The sequence below is a fragment of the Rodentibacter trehalosifermentans genome, assembly GCF_002000545.1.
Taxonomy (GTDB): Bacteria; Pseudomonadota; Gammaproteobacteria; order Enterobacterales; family Pasteurellaceae; genus Rodentibacter; species Rodentibacter trehalosifermentans.
Genome location: NZ_MLHL01000010.1, coordinates 12,721 through 31,271, shown reverse-complemented (window position 1 = coordinate 31,271; position 18,551 = coordinate 12,721). Strand labels below are relative to the sequence as shown.

Here is an 18,551-nt window from a genome sequence, read left to right as displayed (position 1 = left end):
CTTTCTTAATGTCTGTTCAAATTCTACCTAATCTAATCAGGAATAATAAAATGACCGAAGCCAATATTGCCCTTAAACTTTGTTCCGATTCTATGATGGTTCATTTCACCCGGGAGTTTCTTGCAGAGTTAAAAATCCATCCTTGGAGCCGTGAATTAGGCACAAAGGATAAACTTCAATATACGCAAGATCATACTTTTTCTGCCATTTTTGTGGATGCCGATCTGTCTTATTCCAAAGAAAACCTTTTATGTTGGCTGAGAACACTGAAAAATAATGGTTTTTTGTTAATGGAGTGTATTGATAAAAAAAACCTGAAATGTTGACCGCACTTTTCCCTGAACTTTTAACTTTCTGCGAAACACCAAATCAAAATGTTTGGGTATTTACTAAAAATGCTGTTGATGTTGGCGGAATGCACGCACAGATAATGCAAGCGATCAATGAAAAAGCACCGCTTGCCCGGCTTTTACCTTTATTGGATAAAATGGAATATCTCGCCCCTCAATCGACATTGTATAATTTTACTCGTAGCAAACTACTCCACGATATTCCCACGGTGGCACATGGCTATTGGCAGCGTTTTTTTGATAGAACGCTGACACCGGTTGCATATGTTTATACGGTTTTAGATATTTTAGAAAGCGGTGATTATCAAAACGGATTCCGGCAAAGGGAAATGCATCTAGGCAATGCACATCTTCGCCGAACCCCAACACCGCCGCAGGAAGTACTTTATGAGAAACGTTGGAAAGGGGAAAATTTATCGGGAAAAACTATCGTAGTTTGGACTGAGTTTGGTTTAGGCGATGAAATTATGTTTGCCCGGTTAGCCTATTATTTTAAACATCAAGGGGCAATGGTGAAATGGATCGTACAAAGCCCGATTGTTTCCCTTGTTTCCAGCCACCCCGATATTGATTGTGTGATAGATTCCGCCACATTGAAAGATCAATCAGTCGAGCAATCAAAGCTCATTGGCGAATTTGATTATTGGGTTTATCCGCATGAAATTTTAGCCTATCTCAGCACACCGTTTCCGCATTTACCTAAACGCTTGCCTTATCTTTTTGCCACTCCCGATATGCAGAAAAATACCGCACATTTATTTCCGGAAACGGGAAATTTAAAGGTCGGCATCGTTTGGCGCGGCGACCCTACTCACGAAAATGATGCCTACCGCTCTATTCATCATTTAAGCTATATTGAAACCCTATTTCAAATGGAAGGGATTGATTGGTATTGCGTTCAAAAAATCTGTAATGAACAGGAAATACAATTGCTGGAAAAATACAATATTCCCAATGTGGCGAAAAATGCAAAGGATTTTGCTGAAACGGCGGCAATGCTGCCGCACCTTGACTGCCTTGTTTCTGTTGATACTTCCGTAGTTCACGTTGCCGGTGCGATGGGGATCCCAAGTTTATTAATGTTGCCCTATATTGTAGATTGGCGTTGGGGCTCGGTTGAATCAAGCAATCTTTGGTATCCAACCGTTCAACTTTTCCGTTGTCCCTCACCGTTACCTGTTTGGGATGCGGTGATTGAAGAAATAAAGCGGGAATTAACCGAACGCAAAAATTGGAAACAATAAAAGAATTAACCGCACTTTTGATCATTCAAAGTGCGGTTAAATTTTTCCTACGTTATAGTCCTACCTCTTTAGGTGTATTTTGATTTTTTCCTTTGATCTAAAGCAAATTTTTCATAAATAGCTCTAGAAAATCACCGCACTTTTGCTATTGTTATTCTCGTAATGTAGTATCTTTTTTAAGTAATATCAATGATTTATCAATAATGGTTCGCATTTGAATTACTTTCTTTTTCCCTCACTTTTCTATGGAGTGTTTATCGTGAATACATTAAGAAAAAGTCTTATTTTGGCTGCCTCTTTCGCAGCCTTAGGCGCCTATAATTCGGCAATGGCTGAAATGGTTTATAAACCGGTTGAACAACCCGTTGAAGCCCCAAACCCGAATTTAAAGATTGAAGCAGTGAATGAAAAATTTGCTGAAAAATATCCAAAACAATTCCAGTCTTGGAAAGCAACGGAAAAAGGCGACAAATTAATTTATGCCGATGAAGAAGATCCGCGCTTAATCGTACTTTGGGGAGGCTATGCGTTCTCTAAAGAGTACAATGCACCACGTGGTCATGCTTATGCCATTAAAGATGTGCGTGATATTCTGCGTACCGGTGCCCCAAAAACCGCTAATGACGGCCCTCAGCCGATGGCGTGCTGGACTTGTAAAGGTCCTGATGTTCCCCGTTTAATCGCTGAATGGGGCGAAGAAGGTTACTTCAATGCCAAATGGGCAAAAGGCGGTGCTGAGGTGGTAAACTCTATTGGTTGTGCGGATTGTCACGATACCACTTCTAAAGACTTTGCAGAAGGCAAACCGGCATTGCGTATTGCCCGTCCGCACGTTTTACGTGCTTTAGATCACCTCAATAATGCTTTACAAGCTAAAGCAAAAGCTGCGGGAAAAGAACAACCAAATCTTAGTTTCAATACTGCGGCACGTACAGAACAACGTGCGGAAATTTGTGCGAACTGTCACGTTGAATACTATTTTGCCGGTGACATCAAACAAGTGACCTTCCCTTGGAATAATGGTCAAACCGTGGATGATATTGAAAAATACTACGATGATATTGGGTTTAGCGATTGGACACATTCCCTTTCCAAAGCACCAATGTTGAAAGCCCAGCACCCTGATTTTGAAATTTGGTCTTTAGGGATGCACGGTAAAAACGGTGTAACCTGTATAGACTGCCATATGCCGAAAGTACAGGATGCGGATGGTAAAGTTTATACGGATCACCAAATCCAGAATCCATTTGATGCCTTTGATTCAACCTGTGCGAACTGCCACGATCAAAGTAAAGAAAAATTAAAAGATATCGTGGCTTCACGTAAAAAAGACGTGAAAGATGTGATGGGTCGTTTAGAAGATCAAGTTGTAAAAGCACACTTTGAAGCCAAAGCCGCTTGGGATGCCGGTGCAACCAAAGAAGAAATGGAGGCGGCATTAATGGATATCCGTCACGCGCAATGGCGTTGGGACTATGCCGCAGCAAGCCACGGTGGTCATATGCACGCCCCTGATGTAATGCTTCGTGTATTAGGCTCAGGTATCGATAAAGCGGCAGATGCACGCACTAAACTCGCCGCTATCTTAACCAAACACGGAGTGAAAACACCGGTTGAAATTCCTGATATCTCGACCGCTGAAAAAGCGTGGAAAGTGATGGGAATTGATATTGAAAAAGAACGTCAAGCCAAAGAAGAGTTCTTAAAAACAGTTGTACCTCAATGGGAAAAAGAAGCGAAAGCTAACGGCAAATTAGCCGAAGATAGCGTAACAAAACAGTAAGAAAAAGTGACCGCACTTTTCGCTAAAAGTGCGGTCGTTTTCCAGAATAAATTTGAGGTTCCAAAATGAATTTAACGTCTTTTCTTCGCAATATGGCAAAAGCGGCTGCATTTCTTCTCTTTGCCTCTGCAACGCCAATAATTGCCCATGCACAAGCGGGTTCAGCGCTCAGTTATGAACCGCAATTAGACAATCAACGTGATCCCAACCAATATTGTGCAAAATGCCATAAATTTGACAAAGTGGATAAAAACCAAACCTTAGATCAATCCGGGGGGGAACTACACTTTGGAAAATTCCATGGTACACACTTAAACCAAAAAAATCCGAACAACGGCAAGCCTATCACCTGTGTAAGCTGTCACGGTAATATTACAGAAAACCACCGCCGTGGTGCGAAAGATGTCATGCGTTTTGAAGGGGATATTTTTGGTGAGAAAAAACCAACCTATTCCGTAGAACAACAAAACCAAGTCTGTTTTGCTTGTCACCAACCGGACAAACTGCGTGAAAAATTATGGGCACACGATGTCCATGCCATGAAATTGCCTTGTGCAAGCTGTCACACGCTTCATCCGAAAGAAGATGCCATGAAAGGTATTCAACCAAAACAACGGGTTAAACTTTGTGTTGACTGTCATGGCGAACAGCAAAAACGCCAAGCCGAAAAAGAGAAATCAACAGAACAAAAGGATAACCCATGACAACTTGCTCACGCCGAAACTTTGTTTCCGGCATGGGGGCGGTGATCCTTATGACGGGAACCTCTTTAACGTCTTTAGCAAAAGAAGGCAAAGCGGATAAAACCAAACGTTATGCCATGATACATGATGAAACGGCTTGTATTGGCTGTACGGCCTGTATGGATGCCTGTCGTGATGTCAACCAAGTGCCGCAAGGGGTCTCTCGTTTAGAGATTTTGCGCAGCGAACCTTATGGCGAGTTTCCAAATCAGGAATATGAGTTTTTCCGTCAATCTTGCCAACATTGTAGCAACGCCCCTTGTGTCGCCGTATGCCCGACGGGTGCTTCATTTATTGATAGTGAAACAGGCATTGTAGATGTAGAGAAAGATTTATGTGTCGGTTGTCAATACTGCATTGCCGTTTGCCCGTACCGTGTACGCTTTATTCACCCGGTTCATAAAACGGCGGATAAATGTAATTTCTGTCGTGATACCAATTTAGCCAACGGTAAACAACCTGCTTGCGTGGAAGCTTGTCCAACAAAAGCCCTCACCTTTGGTGATATGAACGACCCGAGTAGTGAAGTGGCACGAAAAGTCAAAGAAAAACCGGTTTATCGCACCAAAGTGGAATTAGGTACACAACCCAATCTTTACCATATTCCATTCCAACATGGGGAGCCAAGAAGATGACATTAGATTATCCAGTTCCGTTCCACACGCCCAATTTAGTGTGGGATTCTACCATTGCGATCTATCTGTTTTTACTTGGGATCTCATCCGGTGCAGTCCAATTGGCCATTGCATTCAAACGCAGCAATAAATTAGAAAATCCAAGCCAAAACTGGATTATTCGTGCCGGGATCATTTTAGGCTCCGTCCCTACATTAATCGGTCTTACTCTATTAATTTTCCACTTGGCACGCCCTTGGACATTTTGGAAATTGATGTTTAATTATCAATTCAATTCCGTCATGTCCATGGGGGTAATGCTGTTCCAAGTGTATATGCTGTTTTTGGTCTTATGGGGTGTCGTTATCTTCAAAAATGAGGTGAAAGCACTCATTGAGCGTTTTATGCCAAAACTGCAATTTGTGATGAAATTAATTGGCTTTGCAGAGCGTTTAATAAGCCCGGTAGAGGTGATTTTATTCGTATTAGCGGCAGTTTTAGGGGCCTATACCGGTTTCCTACTTTCTGCGCTCATCAGCTATCCAATGCTAAATAATCCGGTATTGCCGGCATTGTTCTTGGCATCGGGCACCTCATCCGGTATTGCGGCGACCTTCTTAGTTATCCTAATAGCCGGCAAATTGAAAGGGGATTCTCACGAATCTCACTTCATTCACAAATTTGAAGTGCCGATTATGGTGACCGAACTCGGCTTATTAGTGTGCTTCTTCGTCGGATTATATTTTGGTGGCGGACAAAAAACCTTAGCATTATACAACGCCCTTTCCGGTTTCTGGGGCGCTGTATTCTGGATTGGTGTGTTCTTTATTGGTATTTTGATCCCATTAATCGCCAATATGTTTGCCTCTGACCGATTCAAATATAACCGCACCTTTATTATTTGGGTGTCGATTTTCGACTTAATCGGGGTGCTCTGTTTACGCTATTTCATTTTGTATGCAGGGCAATTAACCGTGGCATAAGCAAAGGTTGTTTTATGAAGAAAGGCGTATTACTATGCGCCTTTCTTTTTTGAAACCTGATGTTAATCACTGAAAAATTTATTATGCTTCCAGAACTTGGCTTCCTCTCCCTTTTAATTGCCACCCTCAGTGCATTATTTCTTGCATTGTTACCACAGGTAGGGTTATTTAAAAAAAATCCCACGCTCATCAACAGCGCTTGGTGGTTAAGCTATGTACTCACGATGACCACCACGCTTTCTCTTGCCATTCTCGCTTATTCGTTTGCCACCGATGATTTCACCCTAGAATACGTTGCCGCCCATTCCAATTCCCGGCTGCCTACCTTTTTCAAAGTTGCGGCAACTTGGGGCGGGCACGAAGGATCAATGTTATTTTGGCTATTTTCACTTAGTTTATGGCTTGCTGCTTTTGCTTTTTTTAACCGAAAAAATGACCGCACTTTTTCCGCACAAAGCCTTGCTTTACTGGGGTTAATTTGTTTTGGTTTTGCGCTATTTATTTTGTTTTATTCCAACCCTTTCGGGCGCATTTTCCCGGCTCCAATGGAAGGGCGGGATCTCAACCCAATGTTGCAAGATATCGGGTTAATTTTCCATCCCCCACTCCTCTATATTGGCTATGTGGGCTTTGCGGTGAATTTTGCCATGAGCCTCAGTGCCCTCATTTATCGTCAACCCGTGCAAAAAATCGCCAACAATATGCGAAATTGGGTCTTAGTATCCTGGTTATTTTTAACCCTTGGTATCCTATTAGGGGCATGGTGGGCTTATTACGAATTAGGCTGGGGCGGCTGGTGGTTTTGGGATCCGGTGGAAAACGCCTCACTGATGCCATGGCTACTCGGGCTTGCCTTACTACACAGCTTAGTGATCGCTGAAAAACAAGGCACATTACCTTATTGGACCACCTTATTTTCACTGCTTAGCTTTGCTTTCAGCATTCTCGGCACCTTTATTGTACGCTCCGGTGCTCTTACCTCCGTTCATGCCTTTGCAATTGATAACACCCGAGGCTATGCGTTGTTGCTCATTTTCTTTTTGCTCACCTTATTGGCTTTCGGATTATTCGCACTACGTTCAAATAATAGCCAAGAAAGTGCGGTCAAATTTAGGCTAATTTCAAAAGCAGGTGGGGTTTTATTTCTCAATATTTTATTAACCGTCGCCACCGTTTCCACCTTTTTAGGCACTTTCTACCCCATGTTGTTTCAAGCGATGAATTGGGGATCGATTTCGGTGGGTAGCCCCTATTTCAATAGCATTTTTTTACCGCTTTTAACGCTGATGTTAATGGCTATGGTGGTTTCTCTCGCATTACGCTGGGCGAAGTTTGAGGCGGTATTTTTTATCCGCCGTTTATTATTACTTATCCCTGCAAGCGGCATCGCTTTATTGATGATTTGGCAACAAATTCATCATAATGAAGCACTCCATTTCCATGCGTTTGCCTTCCTTTTATTAACCCTTGCCATTTGGCTTTGCTTTGCGACCTTATGGCAAAATTGGCGCAAAATCCACCTTGTACAATGGGGAATGATTTTAGCCCATTGCGGTGTTGCCATTGCCACGATGGGGGCGGTGATGAGCAGTTATTTTGGCAGTGAAATCGGGGTTCGCCTTGCTCCACAACAAAGCCAAAAACTGGGGCAATACGAATTTCATTATCGTCAATTTTCTAATGAAATCGGCCCTAATTTCACCACCGAAGTGGCCTTTTTTGACGTTACAGAGAAAGGGAAACCTTACACCACTATCATTCCGGAACGCCGTTATTATGATGTGCGCACGATGACAATGAGCGAAGTGGGACTAAGCGGTGGATTTTGGGGAGATCTCTACATCGTGATGGGCGATTCCCTCGGCAAAGGGGAATTTACTTTCCGTTTGCATTACAAGCCGCTCATTCGTTGGCTATGGGCAGGAGGAATTCTAATGGCATTAGGAGCACTTTGTAGCACATTGGGTTTACGCCGAAAACAGGAAAGATCATGAAGAAAAAACTGCTTTTTTTTACACCGCTCTTTATTCTATTGGGCGTCTGCTTTTTGTTGATCGCAGGGCTTAAGCAAGATCCGAAAAAGCTTGCTTCAGCACTCATTGATAAACCCGTACCGGAATTTTATCAAGCCAATTTATTTGAACCTAACCAAACCCTTAGCCTAAAAGATTTCCCTAAAACCCCCTTTTTATTGAACGTATGGGGCAGTTGGTGTGGCTATTGCAAAGAGGAACATCCACTATTAATGGATATCGCCAAAACACTTCCTATCATCGGTATTGATTATCGGGATAATCCACAAAAGGGACGTGAAATGCTAAAAAGAATGGGTAATCCTTTCCTTCTGACAATTGATGACAGCCAGGGAGAACTTGCCATGAAACTCGGTGTCGATGGCGCACCGGAAACCTATTTAGTGGATGCTCAAGGTATTATTCGTTATCGTCATTCCGGCTTACTGGACAGAGAAACTTGGAAGCAAGTCTTTGAGCCTAAAATTCAAGAATTAATGAAAAAATGAGAACTTTTTTAACCGCACTTTTATTCTGCTTTAGCTTGTTTGCCCAAGCGGAAATGGTGGATACTTACCAATTCAAAACCTCAGCAGATCGCACCCGTGCAGTGGAACTGGCGAAATCGCTACGTTGTCCGCAATGCCAAAATCAAAACTTAGTGGAATCCAATTCCCCTATCGCCTACGACCTGCGTATTGAAGTCTATAATATGGTCAATGAGGGCAAAACCAATCAGCAAATTATCGATACAATGACGGCACGTTTCGGTGATTTCGTGAATTATAAGCCCCCTTTTCAATGGAATACGGCATTATTATGGTTATTGCCTATTGGACTATTCCTGCTCGCAGCAGGGTTGGTTTGGTCTTCTCAGCAAAAAACCGCTCAGCTCAAAGGTCGCCCCCCCTCTTCTGCATTAAATTCGGTTGAACAAAACGAGCCCGACACACTTGCCCCCCAAAAGCCTAATGGAAAAATCATCCTTAGTATTTTGGCGTTAGTCATTGCCATTCCCCTTGGTTATTATCTATCCCTTGATCGTTTCTCCCGCCTCCAAGCAGGCGAACAAGCGATGATCGCTCAACATAACAAACAAATTGAAATGGCGGACTTTCACAAAAGAGAAGATATGGTAACAAAAATTCAAGATAAATTACGCACTGATCCGAATAATACCGAGGCTTGGATTCAACTCGGTGAGGCTTATGTGCAAAACAATGAATTTGATTATGCGCTCATTGCCTATGCCAATGCGGAAAAATTAGTCGGCTCTCAACCCCATATTTTAGGCTTAAAAGCCACCGCACTTTATTATCAAGCAGGCCAACAACTGACACCTGAAGCAAAACAGCTTTTAAACCAAGCCCTCAGCCAAGACCCGAAAGAAATTGCCAGTCTTTCTTTGCTTGCCACCCTTGCCCTTGAAGTACGCGACTATACACAGGCAAAAGATTACTTACAACAATTGTTAGATAGCGGCAATGCAGCCGTTGATCGCCGTATGGTGATTCAACGAATGAAAATGTTAGAATTTTTAGACCGAGGGCAAGCACAGTGAAGCATTATTCTGAAACCCTCATTATCGGCGCGGGGGCTGCCGGGTTATTTTGTGCCTCTCAATTAGGGAAACGGGGAAAAGAAGTCACCATACTGGATAACGGCAAAAAAATCGGACGAAAAATCCTCATGTCCGGTGGCGGCTTTTGCAATTTTACCAACCTTGATGTAACGCCAAGCCACTATCTCTCGCAAAATCCGCATTTTGTCAAATCTGCCCTTGCACGCTATACCAACTGGGATTTTATTTCCCTCGTGGCGGAATACGGCATTGGCTATCACGAAAAAGCACACGGACAACTTTTTTGTGATGAAGGGGCAGAGAAAATTGTTGAGATGTTGGCAACAGAATGTAAAAAACACCAAGTCAATATCCATTTACGCCGTGAAATATCACAAGTTAAACGCCTTGAATATGATGACAAAGTACGATTTGAAATCACCGCTAATGCCGAACAATGGCACTGCAAACACTTAGTCATAGCCACCGGTGGCTTGTCTATGCCGGGTCTTGGTGCCACCCCTTTCGGTTACCAAATTGCCGAACAATTTAATATCCCAATCATTCCACCACGGGCAAGCCTTGTCCCCTTTACTTACCGTGAAACCGATAAATTTTTAACCGCACTTTCAGGCATTAGCTTACCCGTAACTATAACGGCAAAATGCGGAAAATCTTTTCACAATCAGTTACTTTTCACCCATCGTGGTATTTCCGGCCCTGCAGTATTGCAAAGTTCAAATTATTGGCAACCAAATGAAAGTCTGGACATTGATTTACTGCCGACACACAATATTGAAGAAGAAATCCAACAAATCAAACAGCAATCCCCAAAAGTGATGTTAAAAACTGCGCTAACACGCTACCTTCCTAAAAAGCTGATTGAACTTTGGTTAGAACAAGGTGTTATTCAAGATGAAATCGTTGCCCAGCTCAGTAAAGTGCGGTTAAAAAATTTGGCAAATTTAATCCATCACTGGCAATTTACCCCCAATGGCACAGAAGGCTATCGCACGGCAGAAGTAACCATAGGCGGAGTCGATACCCATTATATTTCTTCCCAAACGATGGAAAGTACGCAAATCAAAGGCTTATATTTTATTGGTGAGGTGGTTGATGTTGCCGGTTGGCTTGGAGGTTATAATTTCCAATGGGCGTGGAGTTCAGCCTATGCTTGCGCCTTTGGGATAGGGGAGAAAAGATAAATTAGCACCGCATTTCAGGCAGGGCTATCATAGCAATTCTCCCCTTATAGCAACGAATGAAAACTAAATAAAAAGTTTATAACCGGAAAGATAAACCTTGAGTAATATCACTTTAATTTTTAAGTGTTCCGTCTAACCGCCATTTTCCTTGCGCCAAAATATTAAGCTGTTGTGAATGGAAGGATTTCAGTGTGGAGCGGTGTCCCACGCTAATGAGCGTCATCTGGGGCAGTTCGGCTTTTAATAGGCGATACATCGCTTCTTCTAGCCCTTCATCCATACTGGCGGTGGCTTCATCTAAAAAGGCCACTTTAGGCTTATGCAATAATAATCGGGCAAATGCCAAACGTTGTTGTTCCCCAAGGGAAAGAATGCGCGTCCAATCTTGCGTTTGGGTTAACCTTTCTATTAAATGACCCAGTGAGACCTTTCGTAAAATCGCTTCTGCCAAAGTGCGGTCAATTTCTGCTTCATTTTTAGGATAAGCTAAGGCGGTGAGCAAACTGCCTTGCGGTAAATAGGGCTTTTGTGAGAGAAAAAGCACTTCTTGAGGACAATAAACTTTGCCTAAAGAAAAAGACCAAAGCCCGGCGGCAGTGCGTAATAGCGTAGTTTTTCCCACCCCTGAATTGCCTTGAATTAACAGCGCAGAACCCGCCGGTAAATGGAGGTTGAGATCTGAAATAAGGGTTTTACCGAAGGGATTTTTAATGCTTAAATGCTCAAAAATCACTTCATTTTCAGTAGGATAAATCGTTGTTTTAGACTCTCGGTTTGCCATATCAATGGCATAAGTAAAGCCGGTTAAACGGTCAAGGGTGGCTTTATAGCCGGCAAAATTATCATAGGTGTTACGGAAGAAAGATAAATTGGCATGCAATTTGCCAAACACCTGTAATGTTTGCATTAAATCGCCCAATTTGATTTGTTTTTCAAAATAGCGTCCCACTTGAATTAACAGAGGAAAGACCACAGAGGTTTGACTCACAATTAAATTGAACCCTGAGAATTTTAACATTCTAAAGACAATATCCCACATATTGCCGATAACGGCACGGAATTGGCGATAAAGTTGATGATGTTCGACTTTTTCCCCGGCATAGAAGGCAATGCTCTCGGCATATTCTTTAATGCGAATGAGGGAATAACGATAGTTTGCGTTTAACCGTTCATTGGCAAAATTGAGGTGAATTAATGGTCGCCCGAGCCAAAAGGCAATTAATGTGGTGAAGATGACATAACCAAACACTAAAAAGACCATCATATGGGGAATTTCTTTCCCTAATATCATCATTGGGCCGGCTAATCCCCATAATAATACGGTGTAGGAAATGATTGAGGTAACGGCATCAATCACACCGGTACTGAGTGAAAGGGTGGTTTTGACATAAGATTGAATATCTTGTTGAATTCGTTGATCCGGGTTGTCTAAATTGGCAGATAAATACTGTGTTTTATAATAGGCACGGTTTGCCATCCACTTACCCACCAGTTCATCATTGAGCCAACTAATCCAATCAATGACAAAGCGTTGTTCAATATAATAGCTGATTAACGAGGTGGAAACGGCACTGGCGGCAATGACACAAAACAAGCCCATTTGCTGCCAGAAAACCGGTTCATTAAATTCTTGTAGCGAGGTGTACATATTGTTGTACCACTCAGAATGGACTAATCCGATACGCACGCTCACTAAGGTGAGTGCCACAATGAGCAAGAAAAATAACATGGGTTTAAGGCTTCGTTTCGGGGAAAGATAGCCGCCGGCAAACAACCAAAATTGTTTCCCCCAGTGAGTGAAACGTACCAGCAGAAAAATGCCGAAACTAAATACCACAGCCGTCATCGTGAGGGTTTTTAAGATCCATAGAAGTGAGGTGATGGCTTCTTGTCCGTAATCCATAAAAGTATCCGTCAATAAACCCTATTATGTTGCCTTTGTCCAATTTCATTTGGTTGATTGGCAAGGCGATGTCTTGCGTTTGACATAATCAGGGGTAAAAAACAAAGTGCGGTCATTTTAGGTAGAGTTTGTGATTAAGCAAGAAAAAAATGTGATTAAGTTATCATTTTTTGAGTTTGGTTAAGTTTTCAAAAAATCAAGTTGTTATAATCCTTTTTAGGTAAATTTAATGAATGAGGTCACTATGAGTGAAATTGCAATCACGATTAGTCTCCTTGCCCTTGTTGCGGTTATCGGCTTATGGATTGGGCATTGGAAGATTAAAGGCGTCGGTCTTGGCATAGGTGGCGTGTTGTTTGGTGGGATTATTGTGGCTCACTTCACCAATCAATACGGTTTAGTCCTTAATGAGCATACCTTGCATTTTGTGCAGGAATTCGGTTTGATTTTGTTTGTTTATACCATTGGGATTCAGGTGGGGCCGGGTTTTTTTGCCTCTTTGCGCCAATCGGGGCTTAAGCTTAATGGGTTGGCGATTTTAATTGTGCTGATAGGCTCATTATCCGTTTTTATTTTGCATAAAGCGGCCAATGTACCTTTAGATATTGCCTTAGGCATTTATTCCGGTGCAGTAACCAACACGCCCTCTTTAGGTGCAGGGCAGCAAATTTTGACTGAACTGGGCATGCCACAGGCCACCGCAACAATGGGGATCGCCTATGCGATGGCTTATCCTTTCGGGATTTGTGGGATCTTATTGGCAATGTGGTTGATTCGTTTATTTTTTCATATAAAAATTGATGAGGAAGCCCAACGTTTCAACAAGGAAAGCGGGCAAGAGAAAGAAAGTTTACACACGATCTCAGTGAAAGTGATCAACCGTAATTTAGATGGTCTTAAACTTATTGAAATACCGGGATTTGATGATGAGGATGTGGTTTGTTCTCGTTTAAAACGGGGTGAAGAAGTTATCGTGCCAAAAGCAGATACGGAAATTCACCTTGATGATATTTTGCATTTAGTGGGGGATGAACAGGCACTGAAAAAAATGCACCTCGTGATTGGCGATGAGGTGGATATGCCCGTTATTTCCGCCGGGGGGGAAATTCGTGCCGAAAGGGTAGTGGTGACCAATGAGAAAGTGTTGGGGAAAAAAATTCGTGCACTTCAGATCCATCAAAAATACGGTGTGGTAATTTCCCGTCTGAATCGTACCGGGGTAGAGTTGGTGCCAAGCGGGAATACCTCACTGCAATTTGGTGATGTGTTGCATATGGTGGGGCGTACAGATGTATTGGATAACGCCATTTCGATTATCGGCAATGCCCAACAAAAGCTCCAACAAGTTCAAATGTTACCGGTTTTCCTTGGTATTGGGTTAGGGGTTTTATTGGGATCTATTCCTTTTTATATTCCGGGTTTCCCCGTTGCCCTTAAACTGGGATTAGCCGGTGGGCCACTGGTGGTGGCATTAATCCTTGCCAGAATCGGCAGTATCGGGAAGCTTTATTGGTTTATGCCACCCAGTGCAAACCTTGCCTTGCGTGAAATTGGTATCGTACTTTTCCTTGCGGTGGTGGGGTTAAAATCCGGGGGGAATTTTGTGGATACCCTCGTTAATGGCGCAGGGCTTGAATGGATGGGCTATGGAATGTTTATCACCTTCGTCCCATTAATGATTGTTGGGATTCTTGCCCGCCTCTATGCCAAATTGAATTATCTCAGTATTTGTGGGTTACTTGCCGGCTCAATGACTGATCCGCCAGCCCTTGCCTTTGCGAATGAAATAAAAGAAGACAATGGGGCTGCTTCACTTTCTTATGCCACGGTGTATCCGTTAGTGATGTTTTTAAGGATTATCTCACCGCAGTTATTGGCCGTATTACTTTGGGTAGCTTAGGGCGAGATTCGGATAAGAAAAAATGGGTTGGTATTTTTAATACCAACCCATTTTGTTTAGAAAAGTGCGGTCATTTTTGACATGGTTTTATTTTACTAGCCCCCCACTGGCTTGGAGATCCGCATGATAAGAGGAACGAACAAATGGCCCGCAAGCGGCATGTTCAAAGCCCATGGCATTGGCTTTTTCACGGAATTCATCAAACTCCTCAGGCGGCACATAACGGGCAACAGGCAGGTGGTGGCGGCTTGGTTGTAAATATTGACCTAAGGTGAGCATGGTTACCCCGTTATCGCGCAGATCTTGCATCACTTCTAAAATTTCTTCATTGGTTTCACCAAGCCCAACCATTAGCCCTGATTTAGTGGGGATATTTGGGAACATTTCCTTAAATTCACGCAGGAGTTTGAGCGACCACGCATAATCGGCACCCGGACGAATTTCTTTATATAAACGGGGCACATTTTCTAAATTATGGTTAAAGACATCAGGTGGATTCTCTTTTAATTTTTCCAATGCTTGGGTAATGCGTCCACGGAAATCGGGCACTAAAATTTCAATTTTTATTCCCGGATTTAATGCTCGCACTTCCTTTACACATTCAGCAAAATGCCCGGCACCACGATCGGGTAAATCATCTCTATCTACCGAGGTGATGACCACATACTTTAATTGCATATCTTGAATGGTTTCAGCCAGTTTACGGGGTTCTTCCGGGTCGGGCGGTAAAGGTTTTCCGTGAGCCACATCGCAAAAAGGACAACGACGGGTACAAATTGCCCCTAAAATCATAAAGGTGGCCGTGCCGTGGTTAAAGCACTCGTGTAAATTCGGGCAAGAGGCCTCTTCACAGACGGAATGTAAGCCATGGCGGCGCATGCCATTTTTGATACGCTCAATTTTGGCAGAACTGGCCGGTAGCTTGATTTTCATCCACTCCGGTTTTTTTAGTAATTCTTGGTTTGGATCGATATTTTTAACGGGAATAATGGAGGTTTTGGCTGCATCACGATATTTGACGCCCCGTTCCATTTTAAATGGCGTTGACATGATTTATTTCCTAAAGAAAAATGCCTAGAAGAGGCATTCTTTCTTGTCGATGTTAAATTTTCGTTGCATTATAGCCCAAAAGCTCGGCAAAGTGTTTAATTAATTTGGGCGAGACCTTTTCTAAGGTTGCTTCTTTTTTCTCGATAAAATCAGCGAGTTGACACATTTCCAAACCGGCGTAGCCACAAGGATTAATGTAATGGAAGGGGGTTAAATCCATATTGATATTAAAAGCTAATCCGTGGAAGGAACAGCCTTTACGAATACGCAATCCTAATGAGCAAATTTTTTTTCCATCAATATAGACACCGGGCGCATCGGCTTTGGGGTAACCCTCAATGCCGTAATCAGCAAGGGTTTTTACCACCGATTGTTCAAGTGCGGTCACTAATTGACGTACATTTAAGTTTTGTTGGCGGCGAATATCAATTAACACATACATCACCTGCTGACCGGGGCCATGATAAGTAATTTGCCCACCCCGATCCGATTGCACAACGGGGATTGCGCTACTTTGTAGCAAGTGTTCGGGTTTACCGGCTTGGCCTTGGGTAAACACCGGGGGGTGTTCAACCAACCAGATTTCATCAAGGGTGGCGGTTTGACGATTATCTGTAAAATCCTGCATTTTATGCCAAATTTCTTGATAATCTTGTAAGCCTAATTGACGTACGATAAGTTGACGTTCGGTCATACTAAATCACCATTTTAACGCCTTCAACTTTAGCGAGTTCCTTATAGAGGGTTTCCACCTGCTCGAAATTTTGGGCAATCACATCAATGGAAACCGAATTATAAGTGCCTTTGCTACTGCGTTTTTCTTTGGGAATATAATCCCCCGGGAGATATTTTTGCACAACGGCAATTAAGTCCTGTGCTAAATTTTCACGATTAATGCCTGCTACTTTAAAGGTCATCGGTGCAGGAAATTCCATTAATTCTTTCAGTTTTTCGTAATCTTGTTCTGTTGCCATAATTATGCTCTATTTTGAGTGAGATAAAGGGCAGATCCTAAATCTGCCCCGTTTGAGATCATCTGTACCCTCATAAAATGGGGAAGTGCGGTTAAATTTCAAGGTGTTTTAGAAAAGGCTTTTTACGGTGAGGACTAACCAATCCCACGCATTGCCAAAAAATCCGCCTTCTTTGACTTCTTGCATTGCCTGTAAATTCACTACCGCCACATCTTTGCCGTCAAGTTGATAAATCACTTTCCCCACCACTTGACCTTTTGCCAATGGCGCTTGTAAGTATTTGTTATCCAATTCATAACGGGCTTTTAATTCCGCTTTTTTGCCTTTTGGTACGGTAATGAAACTGTCTTGTAATACACCGAGTTTTACACTGCCTTCATCGCCATAGTAAACCGGTTGTTCGGATACCTCTTTATTGGCTTCAAGGGTTTTTAATGTTTCAAAGTTGGCAAAGCCCCATTGCAATAATTTCTTACTTTCTACTTCACGACCTTTATACGTTGGCACGCCCATCACCACGGAAATTAAACGCATATTGCTTGGATTGGTTGCCGATGCCACAAGATTATAGCCTGCCTGACTGGTATGACCGGTTTTCATCCCGTCCACATTCATAGTTTTATCCCACAATAAACCATTACGATTAGGTTGTTTGATTTTATTGAAGGTGAACTCTTTTTCGGCATAAATTTTATATTCTTCCGGTGTATCACGAATAATATGCGCACCGATGATCGCCATATCTCGAGCAGAAGAATACTGGTTTGGATCATCTAAACCATGGGGGGTTGTGAAGTTGGTATTTTTTAAACCAAATTGTTGGACGTATTGATTCATCGTATCCACAAAGTTTAATACCGTGCCTGAGGTATGCTCAGCTAATGCCACACTGGCATCATTACCGGAAACAATAATCACCCCTTTATTGAGATCTTGCACTGAAACCTGTTGATTGAGGTTTAAGAACATTTTTGAGGAATCCGGGAAATTGCGTCCCCAGGCACTTTCCCCAATGGTCACCATATCGGTATTGTGAATTTTCCCTTGTCTTAAGGCTTGTCCCACCACATAGCTTGTCATCATTTTAGTTAATGAGGCGGGATATTGGCGTTGATCCGGATTTAATGCCGCAAGCACGGCACCAGAGTAATAATCCATCAAAATATAGGTTTGCGCATTCACTTGTGGTGGCGTGATGCCATATTGCATCTCTTCTTGGGCGATAGCTGCGGAAGAGGCAGCAAGCATACCTGAAAGAAGAACGGTTTTCGTGAGTTTAGCACTTTGCTTTAACATAGTATTTCCTTAATCAAATCTTAATTTTTATGGGTATAAACGATGAGCGGGTTTTCACCGGCAATTTTTTGTAATTTGGCTTTTAACTGTGTGGTACGTTGTTTATCTTCCAAAGGACCGAAATGGATTTCATATTTGCCATTACGATGGTTGATTTCTGCATTAATATTATCCAGTGCGAGGCGTGTAATGATGTTATTCGCTTGTTTTTCACTAGGAAAATTGAGCATTTTTAAGGTGTACTGCTCTTTAACTGCTTTGGGAGCATTTGGACGGTCTTTTTTTTCATTTTTTTCTATGTTGACAAGGCGCTCGGAAGCAACCTTTGTTTTCGCATATTTAGCAAGGGTTTTCGTTCCTGCACCTGAAATATTACCATTCGGTGCAATATGGAGTGCCTCCACTTTGACTTTTCCAGTGCCTCGTGCAATCAAGCCAATTTCTTTCGCTGCCACATAAGATAGATCAATGATTCGATCATAGCTAAAGGGACCACGATCATTAATGCGGACAATGGTTTTACGGTTATTACGTAAATTAGTGACAACGGCATAAGAATTTATTGGTAGAGTTTTATGTGCCGCAGTATAGAGATTTGAATTATAAATTTCACCACTGGAGGTTCGGCGACCATGAAATTTTCGATGGTAATAACTTGCTACTCCTACCTTGGAATATTCTTTTGCCGCTGTGTGGCTTTGTGTTGTATAGGTTTTTCCTCTTACCGTATAGCTTTTAGGCGAATTATGTGGAGTCGTTCGACTCAGGTTTGCGCCTTTTATGCCATATAATTTATCCGTATCATTTTTTGCCTGCACAGGCGAGATTCCCATTGATAGGGTTAAAAAAAGTGCGGTCAATTTTACCGGTGTTTTGAATGTCATAAAGTTAATTTTCCATCAAGTTATGTTTTGTATAAGAACCTTAAAAACA

General features: G+C 42.4%; 17 protein-coding genes. 11 read left to right on the top strand and 6 right to left on the bottom strand.

The window, feature by feature from the left end; translation table 11 throughout:
* Positions 1-50: 50 nt before the first annotated feature.
* The 10 genes from BKK52_RS02460 to BKK52_RS02415 all read left to right on the top strand — a co-directional run bounded on the left by BKK52_RS02460 (position 51) and on the right by BKK52_RS02415 (position 10,495).
* Complete coding sequence (locus BKK52_RS02460) at positions 51-326, top strand: hypothetical protein (protein WP_077420467.1); 276 nt, start codon at positions 51-53, stop codon at positions 324-326.
* The gene (locus BKK52_RS02455) at positions 320-1,594 is read left to right on the top strand and encodes a glycosyltransferase family protein (RefSeq protein ID WP_077420469.1); all 1,275 of its coding nucleotides are present in this window, start codon (positions 320-322) and stop codon (positions 1,592-1,594) included. Before BKK52_RS02460 ends, BKK52_RS02455 begins: the two co-directional genes overlap by 7 nt.
* Positions 1,595-1,853: 259 nt before the next feature.
* Positions 1,854-3,377 carry an ammonia-forming nitrite reductase cytochrome c552 subunit gene (gene nrfA, locus BKK52_RS02450; protein ID WP_179108194.1) on the top strand — a complete coding sequence of 508 codons (1,524 nt, stop codon included), beginning with the start codon at positions 1,854-1,856 and terminating at the stop codon, positions 3,375-3,377.
* Between the two features lie 65 nt (positions 3,378-3,442).
* Positions 3,443-4,081, top strand: coding sequence for a cytochrome c nitrite reductase pentaheme subunit (gene nrfB, locus BKK52_RS02445; protein WP_077420473.1), 639 nt, complete (start codon positions 3,443-3,445; stop codon positions 4,079-4,081).
* Positions 4,078-4,755, top strand: coding sequence for a cytochrome c nitrite reductase Fe-S protein (gene nrfC / locus BKK52_RS02440; protein WP_077420475.1), 678 nt, complete (start codon positions 4,078-4,080; stop codon positions 4,753-4,755). The genes nrfB and nrfC overlap by 4 nt, the downstream gene beginning before the upstream one ends.
* Entirely contained in the window at positions 4,752-5,717 is a 966-nt protein-coding gene (gene nrfD / locus BKK52_RS02435) for a cytochrome c nitrite reductase subunit NrfD (protein ID WP_077420476.1), read from the top strand. Before nrfC ends, nrfD begins: the two co-directional genes overlap by 4 nt.
* A gap of 83 nt (positions 5,718-5,800) precedes the next feature.
* A complete protein-coding gene (nrfE, locus tag BKK52_RS02430) occupies positions 5,801-7,711 on the top strand; it encodes a heme lyase NrfEFG subunit NrfE (protein ID WP_077473676.1) in 1,911 nt (636 codons plus the stop codon).
* Positions 7,708-8,238, top strand: coding sequence for a DsbE family thiol:disulfide interchange protein (locus tag BKK52_RS02425; RefSeq protein ID WP_077420477.1), 531 nt, complete (start codon positions 7,708-7,710; stop codon positions 8,236-8,238). Before nrfE ends, BKK52_RS02425 begins: the two co-directional genes overlap by 4 nt.
* Entirely contained in the window at positions 8,235-9,290 is a 1,056-nt protein-coding gene (gene nrfF, locus BKK52_RS02420; RefSeq protein ID WP_077420479.1) for a heme lyase NrfEFG subunit NrfF, read from the top strand. The genes BKK52_RS02425 and nrfF overlap by 4 nt, the downstream gene beginning before the upstream one ends.
* Positions 9,287-10,495, top strand: a complete 1,209-nt coding sequence (locus tag BKK52_RS02415; RefSeq protein ID WP_077420481.1) for a BaiN/RdsA family NAD(P)/FAD-dependent oxidoreductase — start codon at positions 9,287-9,289, stop codon at positions 10,493-10,495. Before nrfF ends, BKK52_RS02415 begins: the two co-directional genes overlap by 4 nt.
* 112 nt (positions 10,496-10,607) lie before the next feature.
* Here BKK52_RS02415 and BKK52_RS02410 read toward each other — a convergent pair whose 3' ends face one another.
* Positions 10,608-12,398: an ABC transporter ATP-binding protein/permease gene (locus tag BKK52_RS02410; RefSeq protein ID WP_077420483.1), complete on the bottom strand. Its 1,791-nt coding sequence runs from the start codon at positions 12,396-12,398 to the stop codon at positions 10,608-10,610.
* Positions 12,399-12,642: 244 nt separating this feature from the next.
* Between BKK52_RS02410 and BKK52_RS02405 the strand changes: the two genes are divergently transcribed.
* The gene (locus BKK52_RS02405) at positions 12,643-14,298 is read left to right on the top strand and encodes a putative transporter (RefSeq protein WP_077477796.1); all 1,656 of its coding nucleotides are present in this window, start codon (positions 12,643-12,645) and stop codon (positions 14,296-14,298) included.
* Positions 14,299-14,385: 87 nt separating this feature from the next.
* On the opposite strand, the gene lipA is transcribed toward BKK52_RS02405, so the two are convergent.
* The 5 genes from lipA to BKK52_RS02380 all read right to left on the bottom strand — a co-directional run bounded on the left by lipA (position 14,386) and on the right by BKK52_RS02380 (position 18,502).
* Positions 14,386-15,348 (bottom strand): lipoyl synthase, encoded by a 963-nt coding sequence (gene lipA / locus BKK52_RS02400; RefSeq protein ID WP_077477770.1) that lies wholly within the window; start codon positions 15,346-15,348, stop codon positions 14,386-14,388.
* Positions 15,349-15,400: 52 nt separating this feature from the next.
* On the bottom strand, positions 15,401-16,042 hold the full coding sequence (gene lipB / locus BKK52_RS02395; RefSeq protein WP_077415041.1) for a lipoyl(octanoyl) transferase LipB: 642 nt from the start codon (positions 16,040-16,042) through the stop codon (positions 15,401-15,403).
* A 1-nt stretch (position 16,043) separates the two neighbouring features.
* On the bottom strand, positions 16,044-16,322 hold the full coding sequence (gene ybeD, locus BKK52_RS02390) for a DUF493 family protein YbeD (RefSeq protein ID WP_077415039.1): 279 nt from the start codon (positions 16,320-16,322) through the stop codon (positions 16,044-16,046).
* Positions 16,323-16,430: 108 nt separating this feature from the next.
* Positions 16,431-17,618 carry a serine hydrolase gene (locus tag BKK52_RS02385; protein ID WP_077415037.1) on the bottom strand — a complete coding sequence of 396 codons (1,188 nt, stop codon included), beginning with the start codon at positions 17,616-17,618 and terminating at the stop codon, positions 16,431-16,433.
* Between the two features lie 20 nt (positions 17,619-17,638).
* Positions 17,639-18,502 (bottom strand): septal ring lytic transglycosylase RlpA family protein, encoded by an 864-nt coding sequence (locus BKK52_RS02380; protein ID WP_077477768.1) that lies wholly within the window; start codon positions 18,500-18,502, stop codon positions 17,639-17,641.
* Between the last annotated feature and the right edge of the window lie 49 nt (positions 18,503-18,551).